The organism is Rhodococcus sp. CH91 (assembly GCF_022554085.1).
Classification (GTDB): Bacteria; Actinomycetota; Actinomycetes; order Mycobacteriales; family Mycobacteriaceae; genus Rhodococcus.
Genome location: NZ_JAKFYR010000007.1, coordinates 197,975 through 215,472, shown reverse-complemented (window position 1 = coordinate 215,472; position 17,498 = coordinate 197,975). Strand labels below are relative to the sequence as shown.

Sequence of the window (17,498 nt, the reverse complement as noted above, 5' to 3'; positions counted from 1 at the left end):
GAGCGCTCAGTGCGCGGCCGCGTCCCAGCTGCGGCCGTAACCGACCGACACCTCGAGCGGCACCGACAGTTCGATCACCGAATCCATCTTCTCGCGCACCAGGGCCTCGACCTGCTCACGTTCCGCGGCCACGACCTCGAGAACGAGTTCGTCGTGTACCTGCAGCAGCATCCGGGAGCGCAGCCCCGCCTCGCGCAACGCATTCTGCACGTCGATCATGGCGACCTTGATGATGTCGGCTGCCGTGCCCTGGATGGGAGCGTTGAGCGCGGCCCGCTCGGCGATCTCGCGGCGCTGCCGGTTGTCGCTGTTGAGGTCGGGCAGATAGCGCCGCCGCCCGTACAGCGTCGAGGTGTACCCGACCTTGCGGGCGTCTTCGACCACGTTGTACAGATAGTCGCGCACGCCGCCGAAGCGCGTGAAGTACGCCTCCATCTGTTCGCGGGCCTCGTCGGTGGAGATCTTCAGCTGCTGCGCGAGTCCGTACGCGCTCAGTCCGTAGGCGAGGCCGTAGGACATCGCCTTGACGCGTCGGCGCAGTTCGGGGGTGACCTCCTCGAGCGGCAGGCCGAACGCCCGGGACGCCACGAAGGTATGCAGATCCTCACCGGTGCGGAAGGCCTCGATGAGCCCCGCATCGCCCGACAGATGGGCCATGATGCGCATCTCGATCTGGCTGTAGTCGGCCGTGAGCAGCATGTCGAACCCGTCGCCCACGACGAATCCGTCGCGGATCCGGCGGCCCGCCTCGGTACGCACCGGGATGTTCTGAAGGTTCGGGTCCGTCGACGACAGCCGGCCCGTCGCTGCGACGGTCTGGTTGAAGGTGGTGTGGATGCGGCCGTCGTCGGCGATCGACTTGATCAGACCGTCGACGGTCGTCTTCATCTTCGTCGACTCGCGATGGGCGAGCAGGTGTTCGAGGAAGGGATGGCCCGTCTTGTCGAACAGGTTCTGCAACGCGTCCGCATCGGTGGTGTAACCGGTCTTGGTCTTCTTCGTCTTCGGCATCTCGAGTTCGTCGAACAGCACGACCTGCAGTTGCTTCGGCGAACCGAGATTGATCTGCTTGCCGATGACCTCGTAGGCCGCGTTCGCGGCGGCAGCGACCTCGGCTGCGAACTCCGACTGCAGGTCGTTCAGGTGTGCCGTGTCCACGGCGATACCGGTGGCCTCGAGATCCGCCAGCACCTCGAGCAGCGGGAGTTCCATCTCGGTGAGCAGCCGGACCGACTCGATCTCCTCGAGTTCGGTGTCGAGCGCCGCCGCGAGATCGACGACGGCGCGCGCCGCGAGGATCTGGCTCTCCGCTGCTTGCAGATCCGCGGAGTCCTCCTCGTCGAGAAGCGAGAGTTGTTGCGCTCCGGTGTCTTCCACCCTCAGCTCACGCTTGAGATAGCGCAGCGAGAGATCGTCGAGTTTGAACGTACGCTGCCCGGGCCGCACGAGATAGGCGGCGAGAGCGGTGTCGCTGGTGATACCGGCCGGTGACCAGCCGCGTCCACGCAGCGCGTGGATGGCGGGCTTCGCCTCGTGCACGGCCTTCTCGATCGCGGGATCGGCCAGCCATGCGGCGAGCGCGTTCTCGTCCTCGGGGGTGAGCGCCAGGGTGCTCACATAGGCACCCTCACCGTCTGCGCCGGCAACGGCGATCGCCGTCGCGTCGCCACCGTAGGGAGTGCCGGTTCCCACCACGGCGAGACCGTGACGGCGACCGGCAGGGGCATGTTCGGCCAGCCAGTCGCCGAGCGCACCGGGCTCGACGATCCCGCCACGCACCTCGAAGCCCTCCTCGGCCTCGGGTTCGGCGGAGGACAGCGTCTCGAACAGCCGGTCGCGCAGCACCTTGAACTCGAGATCGTCGAAGAGGCGATGGATCCGATCCCGGTCCCACGGTGCGAGAGCGAGCTGTTCGGGCGTGTAGGGCACGGCCACGTCGCGCACCATCTCGGTGAGCTGGCGGTTGAGCAGGACGTTGGACAGATTCTCCCGCAGCGCGTCGCCCGTCTTGCCCCGCACCTCGTCGACCCGGTCGACGAGTGCGCTCAGGCTCCCGAACTCGCGGATCCACTTCGTGGCCGTCTTCTCCCCCACGCCGGGAATGCCCGGCAGGTTGTCGCTCGGGTCGCCGCGCAGCGCCGCGAAATCCGGATACTGCTCCGGAGTGAGCCCGTATTTCTCCTGCACCGCCGCGGGAGTGAAGCGTGTCAGGTCGGACACGCCGCGACGCGGATACAGCACGGTGATGTCGTCGTTGACGAGCTGGAGCGCGTCGCGGTCGCCCGTGACCACGAGCACTTCGAATCCCTGGGCGTGAGCCTGGGTGGCGAGTGTCGCGATGATGTCGTCGGCTTCGAAGCCCTCGATGGCCATGACCGGGATCCCCATCGCGGCGAGGACGTCCTTGGTGAGGTCGATCTGGCCCTTGAAGTCGTCGGGCGCCGCGCTGCGCTGCGCCTTGTAGGCGGCGAACAGCTCGGCGCGGAAGGTCTTGCGGCTGACATCGAATGCCGCGGCGACATGCGTGGGCTTCTCGTCCCGGAGGAGATTGATGAGCATCGAGGTGAACCCGTAGACCGCGTTCGTGGTCTGTCCGCTGTGGGTCTTGAAGTTCTCGGCAGGCAAGGCGTAGAAAGCGCGGAACGCGAGCGAATGGCCGTCGAGGAGCAACAGGGTCGGGCGGTCGCCGGCGGCCGCGGTGGTGGTCTCGGAGATCGATGCACGGGTCACGCTGCCAGTCTAGGGATCGGGGGTGACAGCCATGTGGGGACCGTCCGACCTCCTGGTTCCGGCGGCGGATACACCATCGTTCTCCTGCGTAACGAGACCGAAACGTCCGGGTCATCCAAGTTTCCCTTGCGGGCGACCCTCCAGCCGCTAGAGTCCCCTCTCACGACACCGTGTTCGGCGTCACCGTATTTCGCGCGCCACCGCGGTTCGGGTGGCATCCGACTGCGGTCGCCGTGCTCGGTCACAGCGCACCAGCCGGGAGGACCTGCGTGGCCCCAACCTCGGGATGTCGGCGACGACCGACCTCGACATTTCACCGGACGGCCCGACTCGCACTGTTCGTGCTCGCGAGTGCCCTGTGCTTCGTCCTGGGCACAGGCTCGTCCTCCGCGCAGGACCCACCGGATCCGTCGCCGCCCGCCTCGCCCTCCTCTCCCGCGAGTGAGGACATCGCGGGCACGGTGACGGTGCGAGGAACGCTGAACAACGCCGGCGAACGCCTCGACGGGGTCGGCGTGCGCGCGACGACGAGCGACGGGGAGGTGGTCGCCGAGACGGAGTCCGCGGAGGGTGGGCGCTGGGAGCTGACCCTCCCACCGGGCACCTACGTCTTCGAAGTCGATGTCGAGAGCCTTCCGGACGAGGTCACCGTTCAGTCCACGGTCACCCGCGATGTGGCTGCGGGACAGGCGAATACGGTGATCTTCTCCTTCGGGGAGGCACGATCCGGTTCGACGGTGTCCTGGGGGGAGACACTGATCCGCACGCTGGTGGACGGACTGCGTTTCGGACTGGTCATCGCCATCGCAGGCGTCGGGCTGAGCCTCATCTTCGGCACGACCGGGCTGACGAACTTCGCCCACGGCGAATTGGTGACCCTCGGCGCGGTCGCGGCGTGGGTCTTCAATGTCACTCTCGGTGTCCAGCTCGTACCGGCCACGATCCTCGCGGTGGTGGTCGGTGTGATCATCGGGTTGCTCAACAACGCCCTGATCTGGGCGCCGCTCCGGCGGCGCCGTACCGGCCTGATCGCACAGCTGGTCGTGTCGATCGGGCTCGCGATCGCGCTGCGCTATCTGATCCTGATGTTCTTCTCCGACCGCACCCAGCCGTACGACGACTACCAGGCCCAACAGCAACTGGTGTGGGGGCCGATCGCGATCACGCCGGTCAACCTCGTGTGCATCGTGATCAGTCTCGTCGTCCTCGTCGGTATCGCATTGTTGCTGCAACGCACCAGGATCGGGAAGGCGATGCGGGCCGTGGCGGACAACCGCGATCTCGCGGCGTCGTCGGGTATCGACGTCGAACGCGTGGTCCGCTTCGTCTGGGGGCTCGGTGGTGGGCTCGCCGCGCTCGGCGGCGTGCTGTTCGGCCTGTCCGAACTCGGTGGCCGCGTGCAGTGGGAGATGGGTTTCAAGCTGCTCCTGCTGATGTTCGCCGGCATCATCCTCGGTGGCCTCGGCACCGCATACGGCGCACTGGTCGGCTGCGTGGTGGTCGGGCTGCTCGTGCAGCTGTCCACCCTCGTGATCAACCCGGACCTGAAGTACATCGGCGGGCTGCTCGTCCTCATCGTCATCCTGGTCATCCGCCCCCAGGGCATCCTCGGCAGTCGGACAAGGATCGGGTGATCCATGGATCTCGTGGCGGTACTCCAGGTTTCGTTCGCGCAGTTGATCGGTCCCTCGGCGATCTTCTACGCACTCCTCGCGATCGGACTGAACCTGCACTTCGGTTATGCGGGCCTGCTCAATTTCGGGCAGATCGGCTTCGCACTGCTGGGCGGCTACGGCGTCGGCATCATGACCGTCACCTACGACCAGCCGCTGTGGGTGGGCGTTCTCACCGGCCTGGCACTGTCCGGTCTGCTCGCCCTCGTCCTCGGCATTCCCACACTGCGGTTGCGCGCCGACTATCTCGCCATCGCGACGATCGCCGCGGCCGAGATCCTGCGCCTGATGTTCCGATCGACCGCGTCCGACTCGGTGACCGGATCCACCCGCGGCCTGTGGGGATTCGCCGATCCCTTCACCTCGTTGAGCCCGTTCGACTCGAGTCGGCAGTACAACCTGCTGGGCCTGCGGTTCTACGGGGACGACCTGTGGGCGATGGTCGTGGGATGGACCCTGGTACTGCTGCTGTGCGGCCTGGTCTACCTGCTCTCGCACAGTCCGTGGGGGCGAGTCCTCGAGGCCGTGCGCGAGGACGAGGACGCAGCGCGCGCGCTCGGCAAGAACGTCTTCGTCTACAAGATGCAGGCGCTGGTGCTCGGCGGCATGATCGGCGGTCTCGGGGGCATCTTCAACGCCTTGCAGACCAAGTCGATCAATCCGGACTTCTATTCGACGGCGCAGACCTTCTTCGCCTTCGGGGCGCTGATTCTCGGGGGAGCCGGCACGGTCTTCGGGCCGGTGCTCGGAGCGATGCTCTTCTGGTTCCTGCTCACCCTCCCCGACGCCTTCCTGCGCCAGGCCATCGCCGGGCCCGACCCGCTGCTCCCGTTCACCGAGCAGCAGGTCGGAGCGATGCGATTCGTGCTGCTCGGCATCCTGATCGCAGTGATGATGGTCTTCCGGCCGCAAGGCATCCTGGGAAGCAAGCGGAAGGTGCAACTCGATGCCTGACACCACAGAACCCGGATCGCATCCGCCCCGGCACGCCCGGCCCGGTCCGACCGCGGCCGACCGCGCCGCCCTGTTCGCCGCCGTGCCACGAACGCCCGGTGCCGCGAAACCCGATCCCGTCCTCGTCGTCGACGGCCTGCACCGGACCTTCGGGGGCCTCAAGGCCGTGGACGTCGACCATCTGGAGATCCAGCGGTCCTGCATCACCGGCCTCATCGGGCCGAACGGGGCGGGCAAGACGACCTTGTTCAATCTGCTCACCGGATTCGACCGGCCCGATACGGGCACGTGGTCCATGGACGGCGTCTCCCTCGGCGGGCTGCCTCCCCATCGCGTGGCCCGTCGCGGGATCGTCCGCACCTTTCAGCTCACGAAGGCGCTGTCGAAGATGACCGTCCTCGACAACGTCCGTCTCGGCGCGCGCCATCAGACCGGCGAACGGATGGCGGGGGCGTTGTTGCCGTGGACGTGGCGCGGGCAGGAGCGCGAGGTCACCGCACGCGCGCAGGAACTGCTCGACCGGTTCGGTCTGGCCGCGAAAGCCGAGGACTTCGCCGGCTCGCTGTCCGGTGGGCAGCGCAAGCTGCTCGAGATGGCCCGCGCATTGATGACGGATCCGGCGGTCGTGATGCTCGACGAGCCGATGGCAGGGGTGAATCCCGCGCTCACGCAGAGCCTTCTCGGACACATCAAGACGCTCCGCGACGACGGCACGACCGTGGTGTTCGTCGAACACGACATGGACGTGATCCGCGACATCTCCGACTGGGTGGTGGTCATGGCGCAGGGATCGGTGATCGCCGAAGCACCACCCGACGCTCTGGCCTCCGATCCTGCCGTGGTCGACGCCTATCTGGGCAGCCACCACGATCAAGCGCTCGAATTCGACGACGAGGGAAATCCTGTCGGGGCGACCGCCGCGCTGGCCGACGCTCTCGCCGACGCCGAGGCCCAGACCCTCGAGGCCGGTGGCGACCTGTCCGACCCTGATGCCGCATCGGTGGACCCGTCGGCGAATTCTCTGGAGAAGCCGTGAGCGACAACATCTCTCCCACCCCCGCGGGCATGACACCGGCCGAACGCGCGGCGACCGCCGAGGAGCACGCCCGTCTCGCGGAGGGCGCGCTCCTTCGTGCCGATGATCTCGTCGCCGGCTACTTCCCCGGCGTCGACATCCTGCGCGGCTGCAATTTCTATCTGCGGGAGGGCGAGATCGTGGGCATCATCGGCCCGAACGGGGCCGGCAAGTCGACCTTGCTCAAGGCGCTGTTCGGCCTGATCCCCGTGCGCAGCGGCAGCGTCACGCTGGCCGAGGAGTCGATCACGTCGGCGCCCGCCCACATCCTCGTGCGCAAGGGGCTCGGTTACGTGCCTCAGACGCAGAACGTCTTCCCCTCGCTCACCATCGAGGAGAATCTCGAGATGGGGATATATCTGCGGCCCAAGGAGTTCGCGAAGCAGTTCGACCGTGTGGCGTCACTGTTCCCCCTGCTCGCCGAACGGCGGAAGGTCAAGGCCGGGGCACTGTCCGGCGGGGAACGCCAGATGGTCGCGATGGGACGGGCACTGATGATGGAGCCGTCGGTCCTGCTCCTCGACGAGCCGTCCGCGGGTCTGTCGCCGATGTTCCAGGACGAGGTCTTCATCCGGTGCAAGAAGATCAACGCCGCGGGGGTCTCGATCATCATGGTCGAGCAGAACGCGCGTCGCTGCCTGCAGATCTGCGATCGCGGATACGTCCTCGACCAGGGCCGCAATGCGTACACCGATACCGGAACCACACTCATGCACGACCCGAAGGTCGTGGAACTGTATCTCGGCACCCTGGCCGGCAGCAGGGAGAAGCGGAAGGGGTGACCGCCTCCCGGCGGTCACCCCCTCGTCGACCGATTACGCGTCACTCCCCACCACGATGTAGTCCTCGGTGGTCAGCTTGTTGTCGGCGTCGAACACCAGCCGGCCGTAGGAACCCACCCCCGGTTCACCCGCGTCCACGAAGCTGAGTTCGCCGGTGGCACCGTCGTAGTCGATGTCCTGACCCTCGCGGAGCAGATCCAGACACTGCTGGTAGGTGGTGCACTTCTCTCCGTCACGCGTGACCGAGTTGATGTTCGCGGCGATGTCCACCCCGGCGGTCGAGCCGGCCTGTTCGGCAGCCAGCGCGGAGACGACGACCGCGTCGTACGACTCGCCCGCATAGTTGAAGTCGATCAGGCCCGGATCGACCGCGAGCAGCCGCTGCTGGAATTCCTCTCCCGTGTCGGTCAGCGGTGTCGTTCCGGCCATACCGTCGAGCAGTCCGGCGGCCACATTCTCTCCGAGCGCATTACCCATGTTGCCGTCGACGCCGAAGACGGCCATGCCGTCGGACGGCCCGATTCCCACCTCGTGCATGCGGGTGATGATCTTCGCGGACTCCTCGAAACCGATCAGCGCGACCGCGTCGGGCGCGAAGTTGACGACCTGATCGACCTCGGCGTTGAACGACTGCGCGTTCGGGTCGTAGATGATCTTCTGGATCTGATCCTCCGGGATACCGGCGTCGACGAGGTTGGTGACCGTGTTCTCCGCGAGACCGGTGCCGTAGGGGTCGTTGAGCGCCAGCACCGACACCCGCTGCGCCCCGTCCTCGGCGATCAACTGCGCGAGGGCCTGCGCCTGGAGCACGTCGGTGGGGGCCGTGCGGAAGTACAGGCCCCGGTCGGGATAGCAGACGAACTGGTCGGAGGTGTTGGCCGGCGAGAACTGCACGACGCCGGCGCTGACGATCTTGTCGATCACCTTGAGGGACACCGACGACGAGGCGGCGCCGACGATCACCTGGGTGCCGTTCGACAGGTGCCGGTCGACGGTGGTGTTCGCCGTATCGGTCGTGGTGTCTCCGGAGTCGCCGGGGAACAGTTCGACGGGCTGATCGAGAACCCCGCCTGCGGCATTGATCTCGTCCACGGCGAGGCGGACGGCGGCGACCTCCGGCGGCCCGAGGAAGGCGAGGCTGCCGGTCTCCGGCAGGATCGTTCCTATCTTCAGCGGCCCGGTGACCGGAGTCGACCCGGCTGTGGCCTGCGCCGGTTCGCAGTCCGTCTCCACGGTCGTGGACGACGCCGACGTGTCGTCCCCGGCTGCGGTACCGGTCGCCGAATCGTCACTGTCGGAACTACACCCGGCGAGAGCGAGCGTCGCAGCACCGAGTACCGCTACGGCGCGGACCAGAGTCCGTCTTGCCATACAACTCTCCTTCGAACGCCTGACACCGCATCCGGAGGATTCCGGACGTGGTGGAAACATAGCGGTCGGACGGACCTCGCAAACCGTGCCGAAATCCTTGTGATACGACCGTTATCTACGGGGCCGAGAATTGATGTGGCGGTAACGCCGATCAGGGCCGATCCTCCCGCGGAGGCTATCCGGCAGTCTCGTCTCCGAGCGTCTCGAGGACGACGATCGCGACCTGCTTCATCGTCGTGCGGCGGTCCATCGCGGCCCGCTGGATCCACCGGAACGCTTCCGGCTCGGTCATGGCGTGCTTCTCCATGAGCAGACCCTTGGCGCGGTCGACGAGTTTGCGGGTCTCGAAACGCTCCGTCAGACCCGCCACCTCGCGCTCGAGTTCGCGCAGTTCGGAGAACCGGCTCACCGCGACTTCGATCGCGGGCACGAGATCGCTCTTGGAGAAGGGCTTGACGAGATACGCCATCGCGCCCGCGTCCCGGGCACGCTCGACGAGTTCGCGCTGGCTGAAGGCTGTGAGAATCACCACAGGCGCGATGCGGCGTTCCGCGATCTCGGACGCGGCATCGATGCCGTCGCGGCGCGGCATCTTGACGTCCATGATCACCAGATCCGGCCGAAGCTCCTGTGCGAGTTCGACGGCACGCTGCCCGTCCCCGGCCTCGCCGACGACCTCGTAGCCCTCTTCCCGCAGCATCTCCACGAGATCGAGCCTGATCAGGGCTTCGTCTTCCGCGACGACGACCCGACGAGGAGCTGGTGTGTTGTCGTGCGGCGCGGAGGTCATGGTCGGGCCTTCCCCTCGGTACTGACGGTCCCCGGTTCGGGGGTGGAACGTTAGAAGGGTACCGGTGCACGCCCTGTTCGCCCGATCCTCTACAGTGGTGTCCGCAACGCCCCCGTATCCCAATTGGCAGAGGAAACGGATTCAAAACCCGTCCAGTGTGAGTTCGAGTCTCACCGGGGGCACCAGCTTTTCGGCAGCGCCGCACCGTCCGCGGGTAGCAGCCCGGATCCCACCGATCTCCATGTACCTGTCGTAATGTTCCGACGTGGACATCTGGGTACTCGTCGTCGTTGCACTCGTCACCGGAACGGTGGCATGGGCAGCCGTGCTTCTCTCGCGCGAGCTGGCCCGCCGGAACTTCCGGACCCGGCTCGCCGCCGATCTCGCTATCTACAACGAACTCGGCGACGACTTCCGGAAGCGTCCCGTCCGGGAGAGCATCGATGCGCGCCTGTGGCAGTTGGCGGCCCAGTCGATGCCGTTGCCGCCGGGATCGCGACCGAAATCTCGGGTCCGCCGGATCCTGGCTCCGGCCGGAGTCGCGCTCGCCGTCGGCGGCCTGGCGGTATTCCTGAAACTCGGTCCGAACATCGGGGAGAACGACCCGGTATGGGTGATTCTCGCGCTGCTGGGCGGTGCCCTGGTCGGGCTCTCCGTTCCGGCCTCGTCCGCCGAACCGGCCGAGATGAAGGACCGCCAGCTCGTTCGTGCGTTGCGGGAACGACGCGCCATGGAGCAGTTGCAGAACGGGCCGGGCTCCGCCGGCACTCCCCCGGACCTGGCGGAGACCGCCTAGCGACGCCGGATCCGGGCCGAGCCACTCTCGCCCACTACGATTCGCCGGGTGACCGGTTACGACGAATTCGACATGTTCGGGGGCCTCGACCCCTCTTCCCTCCCGCTCCGCCAGCAGCAGATCCTGGTCGCGATCCGGGACTGGATCGTCGCCCACGGGTCGTCGCCGAGTACGCGGCAGATCGCCGACTCGGTGGGTCTGCGGTCCACCTCCACGGTCTCGAAGCACATGAAGAACCTCGAGGACAAGGGTTTCCTCCGCCGCGGTTCGGCCGTCACCAGACAGCTCGACGTACGTCCTTTCCTCGGTGCAGCGGGCGAGGACGGAGCATCCGACGACACGGTGACCGTGCCGGTGGTCGGTGACATCGCAGCCGGGGCACCGATTCTCGCCGAGGAGCACACCGACGACGTCCTCACGCTCCCTCGCGATCTGGTCGGCTCCGGCACCCTCTTCGCGCTGCGCGTGCGAGGGGACTCGATGGTCGACGCCGCGATCTGCGACGGCGACGTGGTGGTGGTCCGCCGGCAGCACGAGGCTCATTCCGGCCGGATCGTCGCGGCGATGATCGACGGCGAGGCCACGGTGAAGGTCTTCCGGCGCAGGTCCGGCCACGTCTACCTCGAACCCCGGAACTCCGCCTATCCCGTGCTCGACGGGGACGAGGCGGTGGTGCTGGGCACGGTCGTGTCGGTGATGCGCCGCATCTGACCGCCGCCGCGATCAGCCGCAGACGGTCTCGACGACGGCCGGCGGAAGTCCGTCGAGGAGGGACTGCGCGGGCGCGCCGAGGAGCGGATCGCCGGCGAGCCAACTCAGCGATGGGCAGTCCTGGAGGCGAACGCCGGGCCCCGGGCCCGGCGGAGTCCCCTCGGTGAACGCACCGAGAACGTGTTCGGTGAGCTGCGCAGCCGACCCGTGCGCCGAGGCCGCGACCGAGAAATCGGGACCGAAGGAGGCGGAGGCATGGAAGGAACGGTCGTTGCTCCATCCCCACTTCGTGCCGACGACCCCGGCGATCAGCGCGGTGCCGAAGTTCTGCGGATATCCGTCGGCGGCCGTCCCGTAGGCCGAGGCCATCGCGGCGAGCACCGGTGACGCGGGATCGGTGCGCTTCTTCGTCTCCAGATAGGTGACCATGTCGTGCGTCGAGGTGGTCCCGTATCCCCAGTAGCCGGGAACGTGCGTGTCGGCGAGGCCGAATTCGGCTGCGGTGGTGGAGATCGCCTGCGGATACTTCGCGTGCAGACGATCGGCGATCGCATCGCTCGACGACCGGATCATCTCGGCGGCGTCGGCGTGGTCCGCCTGATCGCCGTGCCGGAAGACGTATTCGGCGAGGTAGAGCTTCACGATCGACAGGCCCGCCCGGGATTCGTGTTCGTTCGCCGTGCCGGCCCGCATGCCGGTCGGGGTGTGGGCGAACGAGATCTGGGTGCCGGCCGGTGCGACGATCACTCCGCCGTCGTCCACGACCGGGGCCGGGGCCGCGGTTGCGATGTGGGTACCGAGCGCTGTCAGGCCGGCTACGGCGAGGGCTGTCACGAGTGGGCGCATGGGTCCAGACGATAACGTCCCGGCCCCGTTGTGGTGGAGTGAACGGTTCGTCCCGGTCGCTGTGGGACTTCTCGCCGTTTGTCGGAGCCTTCCCCTACAGTTCTGGCGTCCGGAGGCCACTCCGGGCCCAGCGACACGGAACGGATCCTCCATGACGATGCCCGTCACTCCGCCCGCACATCGGATGTGCTCTCGTTCGGTCCCGATGCGCTCCGCCCGCGCCCAGAGCGACGGTTCGGCTCGCGGGCGCGTGCCCGGTACCTGCAGAACCACGATTCCGTTCGGCCGCGACAACGACGGCACGCCGGTCTCGTGGGATCTCTCGGCCGGACGCAATCTGCTCATCCAGCGCGACGAGCGCCGCTCGTCGCCGAGCGTGGCCCTCGACCTGATCGCCCTGACGATCCTCGGGGGTGGCACGCACGAGTTGATCGTCGTCGATCCGCACCGTCGGCACCGGTGGCTCGGCGAGACCGGCACGCTCTCTCCGGGGTCCTATCGGTGGGCGTCGACGACCGAGCGGATCACCGAAGTCGTCGCCGAACTCGACTCGCCGGTGATCGCGCGTCCCCGTGTACTTCTCGTCGCCGACCTCGCAGCGACGGTCGCCTCGCTCGACGAGGAGCACCGGGCCCGCCTGGCGGATGTCGCGGCCGATGCGGGTGAGCGGCAACTGCTACTCGTCGCCACCACGGCCGACACGAATCCCCGGTGGTATCCCGAGGGTCTGATCGAGGCGTTCGACGACGTCGTCGTGCGGCGACGTGAGGAGCGCTCGTTCTCCGGTTTCTGACGCTGTTCACCGGCACCTACCCGCGAGTCCGTCCGATTCGGTGACGGACATCGGCCGGTGGTTGTAGCACAACCCCGCCGCCGGCGAGATCACGCGACACCGAGTGGTCCTGATCACCTCGCGTCCTCGGCGAGGGCGCTCCGGATCCTGCCCGTCCACGCATCGATGTCGTCCCAGTCCCGGGCGTCGCCGTAGCGACCTCCCATCATCCGGAAGACGACCCGGCCGAATCCCGGCCAGTCCCCGGGGCCGATCGCACCGGCGAAGAAACGGTGATCGCGCACGTCCGCGACCGAGCGGAGCATCTGCACCGCCCGAGGCTCCGGGGTGCCGCGGCGCAGATACCGCGCCAGCCGGGGCGAGAGAGTCGTGCTCGTCGCTCCGACGGACGAGACCGAGAAGGCCCACACCGTTCTTCCCTCCAGCTCCGCGCGGATGCGTTCCACCGCGGCGGCGGCTGCCGGCAGCCACTGCCCGTTGTGGATCGCGCTGCCGAGAACCAGCGCGTCGTAGTCACGCACCGAAACGGCCTCGCCCGGAACCCCGAGTTCGACGGCAGTTCCACCGTGCAGTCCCGCCGCGATGCGCTCGGCGATCCCGCGTGTGGACCCTCCGGCAGTGGCGTACCCGACCAGGACGGACATGGCGGTCCCTTCTCAGCGGTGGATCGGTACCGTGCGCAGTCTTCAGTGTGGGCGCCGCCCTGCCGCCGCGTGAGCGTCTTCGGTCACCTGATCCGGTAGCGCAACCGCGGGGGCGAAATCCTCCATCTGCGTTCCGTTCTCCCACCCACCCCTGCAGGACCTACCCTGAAGCGAAGACCTCCGGGCTGTCCGCCACCGGACGGCCCCCGAGATGGGAGCCGCTGCCATGGCTCAGCCTCTGATCGATCTGCGATATCACAGCGCGGTCGTCTTCGATCCGGCGCTCGTGGTCTCCGAGTCCACCGATGGGACCGTCACCGCTGTCGACGCGACCGTCGAATCGGCCCGCCGGTGGCACGCGGCCGGGATCACGACCGCCGTGTTCGCCTCCGGCGGCGTCTCGGACGCGGTTCTGGCATCGGCGGGAATCGCAGATCTGTTCCGGATATGGGTGGATACCCCACTTCCGGACGGCGACGGGCGTCTCGGCATCCCTCCGTCGGCGGCGGTTGCCGTCACAGCATCCGAGAAGACGCGAGCTCATGCGCACCGCGCCGGGTTCGGACTCGTGATCACCCTCACCGACAGGACGACCGATCGCCTGTCTCTGCGCCGCTCGGACGCGATCGTTCACGAGATCGGCCGGATCGCACTCCGCGCAGGTCTGCACCGGCTTTCCGAGATTCCGGGCGCGACCGCCTTTCGGTACGAGGTCACCACGTCGTTCCTCGTGCGACGGCCGGTGATCTGTCTCGACTTCGACGGTACGTCGGCGGACATCGACCCCGACCCCTTCGCCGCGGCTCTCGCCGACGGGATGACCGAGACCCTGTCACGTCTCGCAGCCGAATGTCCCGTCGCGGTGATCAGCGGGCGCGATCCGGCCGATGTCCGTGCCCGCGTGGGACTGCCCGGACTCTGGTATGCCGGAAACTACGGTTACGAACTCGTCGGCCCGGACGGCCGGGAATACGAGGACCCGGACGCCGTCGCTGCCCTTCCGGCGCTGAAACGGGCCGGGGAGGAGATAACCCGGAGGCTGCGGCACGTCGACGGCGTGTCCGTGGAGTGCAAGCGGTTCTCCGTGACCGTGCACTACCGCAACGCGGCCGCCGAGCACGTCGACGAGATCGTCGCCGTCGTCCACGATGTCGGACGACGGCACGAGTCGTTGCGATCGACTCACGGTCGCACGATCGTCGAACTGCGTCCGGGCACCGACGGCGACAAGGGTTTCGCGCTACAGCGAGTGCTCGCCCACATCGCCGGGGCCGAGACGGCGGTGCCCGTCTACATCGGCGACGATCTTTCCGGCGAGGATGCCTTCGACGCGCTGTCGAAGGACGGCATCGGCATCGTCGTCCGCAGTACCGAACTCGGTGATCGCTACTCGGCGGCGGATTTCGCGGCCGACGGGCCGGGCGGAGTACGTGAGTACCTCGAGGAGATCGCGGAACAGCTCCGGCGCCGTCCCGATTCCACTGCCCGCTCCGAGGACTGGATCCTGTACTTCGAGGGATACGAACCCGACGACGAGAAACTCCGGGAAGCGCTCTGCACGGTCGGCAACGGATACCTGGGGACCCGTGGGTGCGCTCCCGAGTCGAAGGCCGGAAGGATTCACTATCCGGGTACGTACGCGGCGGGAATTTTCAACCGTCCGAGCGAAGTTCGAGACGGAACGACCGTCGAGAACGAGAGCATGGTCAACCTGCCCGACTGGCTCGCGACGACATTCCGGATCGACGGCGGGCCGTGGTTCGACATCGACGACGTCGAGATCCTCGACTTCTGTCAGTATCTCCACCTGCGCCGCGCGGTACTCACCCGGCGAGTGCGATACCGGGACGGCGAGGGACGGATCACCACTGTGGTGCAGCGGCGGTTCGCCGCACTGCATCTGCCTCACGTCTGTGCACTGCAGACGACTGTTCTGGCCGAGAACTGGTCCGGCACCGTCGAATTGCGGTCCTCGCTGGACGGCTCGGTGCGCAACGACCTCGTCGAGCGTTATCGCGCGTTCGCCGACGAGCATCTCGAGCACCTCCGGTTCACCGAGTGCGCACCGGCCACCGTTCTCCTGACGGCCCGCACCACTCGATCCCACATCGACATCGCCATGGCGGCACGCGCGACGCTCCGGGTGGGCGAGGAGGTGGGTGGACAAGGTTACTTCGACGCCGACGGGAGCGCCGGGCACACACTGACCTTCGATCTTCACGAGGGAGGGACGGCGGTGGTGGAGAAGACGGTCACCGTCTTCACCGGCCGCGACCGGGCCATCTCCGAGCCTGCCGACGCGGCGCTCCGCCTGCTCGCCGATCTCGACGGTTTCGAATCGGTCCTGGACGGGCACGTTCTCGCGTGGGCACATCTGTGGGAGCAGACGGATATCGGTCTGCCTGCTCATCCCGACGCGTCGCGGATCGTGCGGTTGCATCTGCTGCACCTGCTGCAGACCGTCTCGGTGAACACCGCCTGTCTGGACGCGGGAGTGCCGGCGCGAGGCCTGCACGGCGAAGCCTATCGGGGGCACATCTTCTGGGACGAACTGTTCGTTCTGCCCGTGCTCGACCTGAGGATTCCCGGGGTGACACGTTCGTTGCTGCGCTATCGATACCGGCGTCTGCCCGAGGCCCGGCGGGCGGCGAAGGCGTGCGGATACCGCGGAGCGATGTATCCGTGGCAGTCGGGCAGCGACGGACGCGAGGAGAGTCAGCAGGTCCATCTCAACCCGGTCTCGGGACACTGGCTGCCGGATCCGAGCCGGCGGCAGCATCACATCGGTATCGCGATCGCCTACAACGTCTGGCAGCACTACCAGGTCACGGCCGACCTCGACTTCCTCGACGAATGCGGCGCGGAGATGCTGGTGGAGATCGCCCGGTTCTTCGCGGATCTGGCATCCGTCGATCCCGGGCGCTCCCGTTACAGCATCCGGGGCGTCATCGGCCCCGACGAATTCCACACCGGCTATCCGCACGCCCCCTACGACGGGATCGACAACAACGCCTACACCAATGTGATGGCGGTGTGGGTGATCCTCCGCGCGATCGAGGCACTCGACGTGGTCCCGGAACGGGTCCGTTCCCGACTGGTCGATCGTCTCGGCCTCGAACCTCAGGAGATGTCACGGTGGGGCGATATCGCCCGACGCATGTTCGTCCCCTTCCACGACGGGGTGCTCAGCCAGTTCGAAGGCTACGAGAAGCTGATGGAACTGGACTGGGATCGTTACCGCCGGCAGTACGGGAACATCCAGCGGCTCGATCGCATCCTCGAGGCCGAGGGGAAGGACGTCAACCGGTACCGGGCCTCCAAGCAGGCCGACGCTCTGATGCTCTTCTATCTGCTGTCCGCCGACGAACTCCGTGGCCTCCTGGAGCGTTTGGACTACCGGTTCGAACCGGAGGCCATCCCGCGAACGATCGACTACTACCTCACCCGCACGTCGCACGGCTCGACCCTGAGTGCTCTCGTGCACTCCTGGGTGCTCGCTCGCGCACACCGCGACGACGCGATGCGGTATTTCGAGACGGTCCTCGTCTCGGACATCGGCGACATCCAGGGCGGGACCACCGCCGAGGGAATCCATCTCGCCGCCATGGCCGGGAGCGTCGATCTGTTGCAGCGGTGTTTCACCGGGCTCGAGGTACGTGGTGACCGCTTGGTCCTCGGGCCACGATGGCCCGTCTCCGCCGGCCCGTTGGAGTTCCGAATCTCCTATCGGGGACACGACCTGCAGTTGAAGGTGGAGGGCACAGAGGTCGAGGTCAGTGCCGGACCAGGACACGAGGCACCGATCGAGATCATGTGCCGTGACCGGGTCGTCGAACTGCGGCCGGGATGCACCGTCCGGGTGGGCTGACCCGGATCGCCGCGATGCGGGCCGATCGCGGCGCGGCGAAAGCGGTCCACAGCACCCGGGATTCGCGATAAGGGCAGCCTGACCTCGCTGTTCATATCGACGGCGAGGTGGATATGGTGAGACCACGTGAGTACGACTACCGAGCTACTCGGAGGGCGATATGACCACGATGGAAATGCCCCACGTCAGTGAATGCACGGTGACGAACTGTTCCTACAACCACGACGGGTGTCACGCCTACGCGATCAACGTCGCCGGGAACAACGGGAGCGCCGACTGCGAGACGTTCATTCCGTTGTCCACGAAGGGTGGCCTCGACACCGTCACGAGCATGGTCGGCGCCTGCCACCGAGCCGACTGTGTACACAACCAGGATCTGGAATGCGCGGCCGCCGAGATCCGCGTCGGTGCGGGTTCCGACGACCACGCAGCGCGCTGCATGACCTACAGCCCGCGCTGAGCCGT

The 17,498-nt window shown here is 67.2% G+C and carries 14 protein-coding genes and 1 tRNA gene; 10 read left to right on the top strand and 5 right to left on the bottom strand.

Translation table 11 applies throughout. The annotated features are described in order from the left end of the window. Nucleotides 1–6: 6 nt before the first annotated feature. A complete protein-coding gene (gene polA / locus MOM01_RS15450; protein ID WP_241386298.1) occupies nucleotides 7–2,730 on the bottom strand; it encodes a DNA polymerase I in 2,724 nt (907 codons plus the stop codon). A gap of 269 nt (nucleotides 2,731–2,999) precedes the next feature. Between polA and MOM01_RS15445 the strand changes: the two genes are divergently transcribed. The 4 genes from MOM01_RS15445 to MOM01_RS15430 are packed head-to-tail and all read left to right on the top strand — an operon-like array spanning nucleotide 3,000 to nucleotide 7,214. Next, a complete protein-coding gene (locus MOM01_RS15445; RefSeq protein ID WP_374112311.1) occupies nucleotides 3,000–4,364 on the top strand; it encodes a branched-chain amino acid ABC transporter permease in 1,365 nt (454 codons plus the stop codon). Nucleotides 4,365–4,367: 3 nt separating this feature from the next. Further along, the gene (locus MOM01_RS15440) at nucleotides 4,368–5,357 is read left to right on the top strand and encodes a branched-chain amino acid ABC transporter permease (protein WP_241386297.1); all 990 of its coding nucleotides are present in this window, start codon (nucleotides 4,368–4,370) and stop codon (nucleotides 5,355–5,357) included. After that, entirely contained in the window at nucleotides 5,350–6,393 is a 1,044-nt protein-coding gene (locus MOM01_RS15435) for an ABC transporter ATP-binding protein (protein WP_241386296.1), read from the top strand. The genes MOM01_RS15440 and MOM01_RS15435 overlap by 8 nt, the downstream gene beginning before the upstream one ends. A gap of 29 nt (nucleotides 6,394–6,422) precedes the next feature. Beyond that, nucleotides 6,423–7,214: an ABC transporter ATP-binding protein gene (locus MOM01_RS15430; RefSeq protein WP_241386369.1), complete on the top strand. Its 792-nt coding sequence runs from the start codon at nucleotides 6,423–6,425 to the stop codon at nucleotides 7,212–7,214. A gap of 33 nt (nucleotides 7,215–7,247) precedes the next feature. On the opposite strand, the gene MOM01_RS15425 is transcribed toward MOM01_RS15430, so the two are convergent. Continuing rightward, nucleotides 7,248–8,585: an ABC transporter substrate-binding protein gene (locus MOM01_RS15425; RefSeq protein WP_241386295.1), complete on the bottom strand. Its 1,338-nt coding sequence runs from the start codon at nucleotides 8,583–8,585 to the stop codon at nucleotides 7,248–7,250. Between the two features lie 175 nt (nucleotides 8,586–8,760). Then, nucleotides 8,761–9,375, bottom strand: a complete 615-nt coding sequence (locus MOM01_RS15420) for an ANTAR domain-containing response regulator (RefSeq protein WP_241386294.1) — start codon at nucleotides 9,373–9,375, stop codon at nucleotides 8,761–8,763. A 108-nt stretch (nucleotides 9,376–9,483) separates the two neighbouring features. Here MOM01_RS15420 and MOM01_RS15415 point away from each other — a divergent pair. The 3 genes from MOM01_RS15415 (at nucleotide 9,484) to lexA (ending at nucleotide 10,882) form a co-directional block, all read left to right on the top strand. Then, nucleotides 9,484–9,560 (top strand) — tRNA-Leu (locus MOM01_RS15415). Between the two features lie 80 nt (nucleotides 9,561–9,640). Next, nucleotides 9,641–10,171 carry a hypothetical protein gene (locus tag MOM01_RS15410; protein ID WP_241386293.1) on the top strand — a complete coding sequence of 177 codons (531 nt, stop codon included), beginning with the start codon at nucleotides 9,641–9,643 and terminating at the stop codon, nucleotides 10,169–10,171. 48 nt (nucleotides 10,172–10,219) lie between these two features. Beyond that, complete coding sequence (gene lexA / locus MOM01_RS15405) at nucleotides 10,220–10,882, top strand: transcriptional repressor LexA (protein ID WP_241386292.1); 663 nt, start codon at nucleotides 10,220–10,222, stop codon at nucleotides 10,880–10,882. A 12-nt stretch (nucleotides 10,883–10,894) separates the two neighbouring features. On the opposite strand, the gene MOM01_RS15400 is transcribed toward lexA, so the two are convergent. Further along, complete coding sequence (locus tag MOM01_RS15400; RefSeq protein WP_241386291.1) at nucleotides 10,895–11,728, bottom strand: hypothetical protein; 834 nt, start codon at nucleotides 11,726–11,728, stop codon at nucleotides 10,895–10,897. A 151-nt stretch (nucleotides 11,729–11,879) separates the two neighbouring features. On the opposite strand from MOM01_RS15400, the gene MOM01_RS15395 reads away from it, so the two are divergent. Continuing rightward, nucleotides 11,880–12,521 carry a hypothetical protein gene (locus MOM01_RS15395; RefSeq protein WP_241386290.1) on the top strand — a complete coding sequence of 214 codons (642 nt, stop codon included), beginning with the start codon at nucleotides 11,880–11,882 and terminating at the stop codon, nucleotides 12,519–12,521. Between the two features lie 113 nt (nucleotides 12,522–12,634). Here MOM01_RS15395 and MOM01_RS15390 read toward each other — a convergent pair whose 3' ends face one another. Further along, nucleotides 12,635–13,165: a flavodoxin domain-containing protein gene (locus MOM01_RS15390; RefSeq protein ID WP_241386289.1), complete on the bottom strand. Its 531-nt coding sequence runs from the start codon at nucleotides 13,163–13,165 to the stop codon at nucleotides 12,635–12,637. A 226-nt stretch (nucleotides 13,166–13,391) separates the two neighbouring features. Here MOM01_RS15390 and otsB point away from each other — a divergent pair, with 226 nt between their 5' ends. Next, on the top strand, nucleotides 13,392–17,033 hold the full coding sequence (gene otsB / locus MOM01_RS15385; RefSeq protein ID WP_241386288.1) for a trehalose-phosphatase: 3,642 nt from the start codon (nucleotides 13,392–13,394) through the stop codon (nucleotides 17,031–17,033). A gap of 160 nt (nucleotides 17,034–17,193) precedes the next feature. After that, the gene (locus MOM01_RS15380; protein WP_241386287.1) at nucleotides 17,194–17,493 is read left to right on the top strand and encodes a DUF1540 domain-containing protein; all 300 of its coding nucleotides are present in this window, start codon (nucleotides 17,194–17,196) and stop codon (nucleotides 17,491–17,493) included. Nucleotides 17,494–17,498 lie beyond the last annotated feature (5 nt).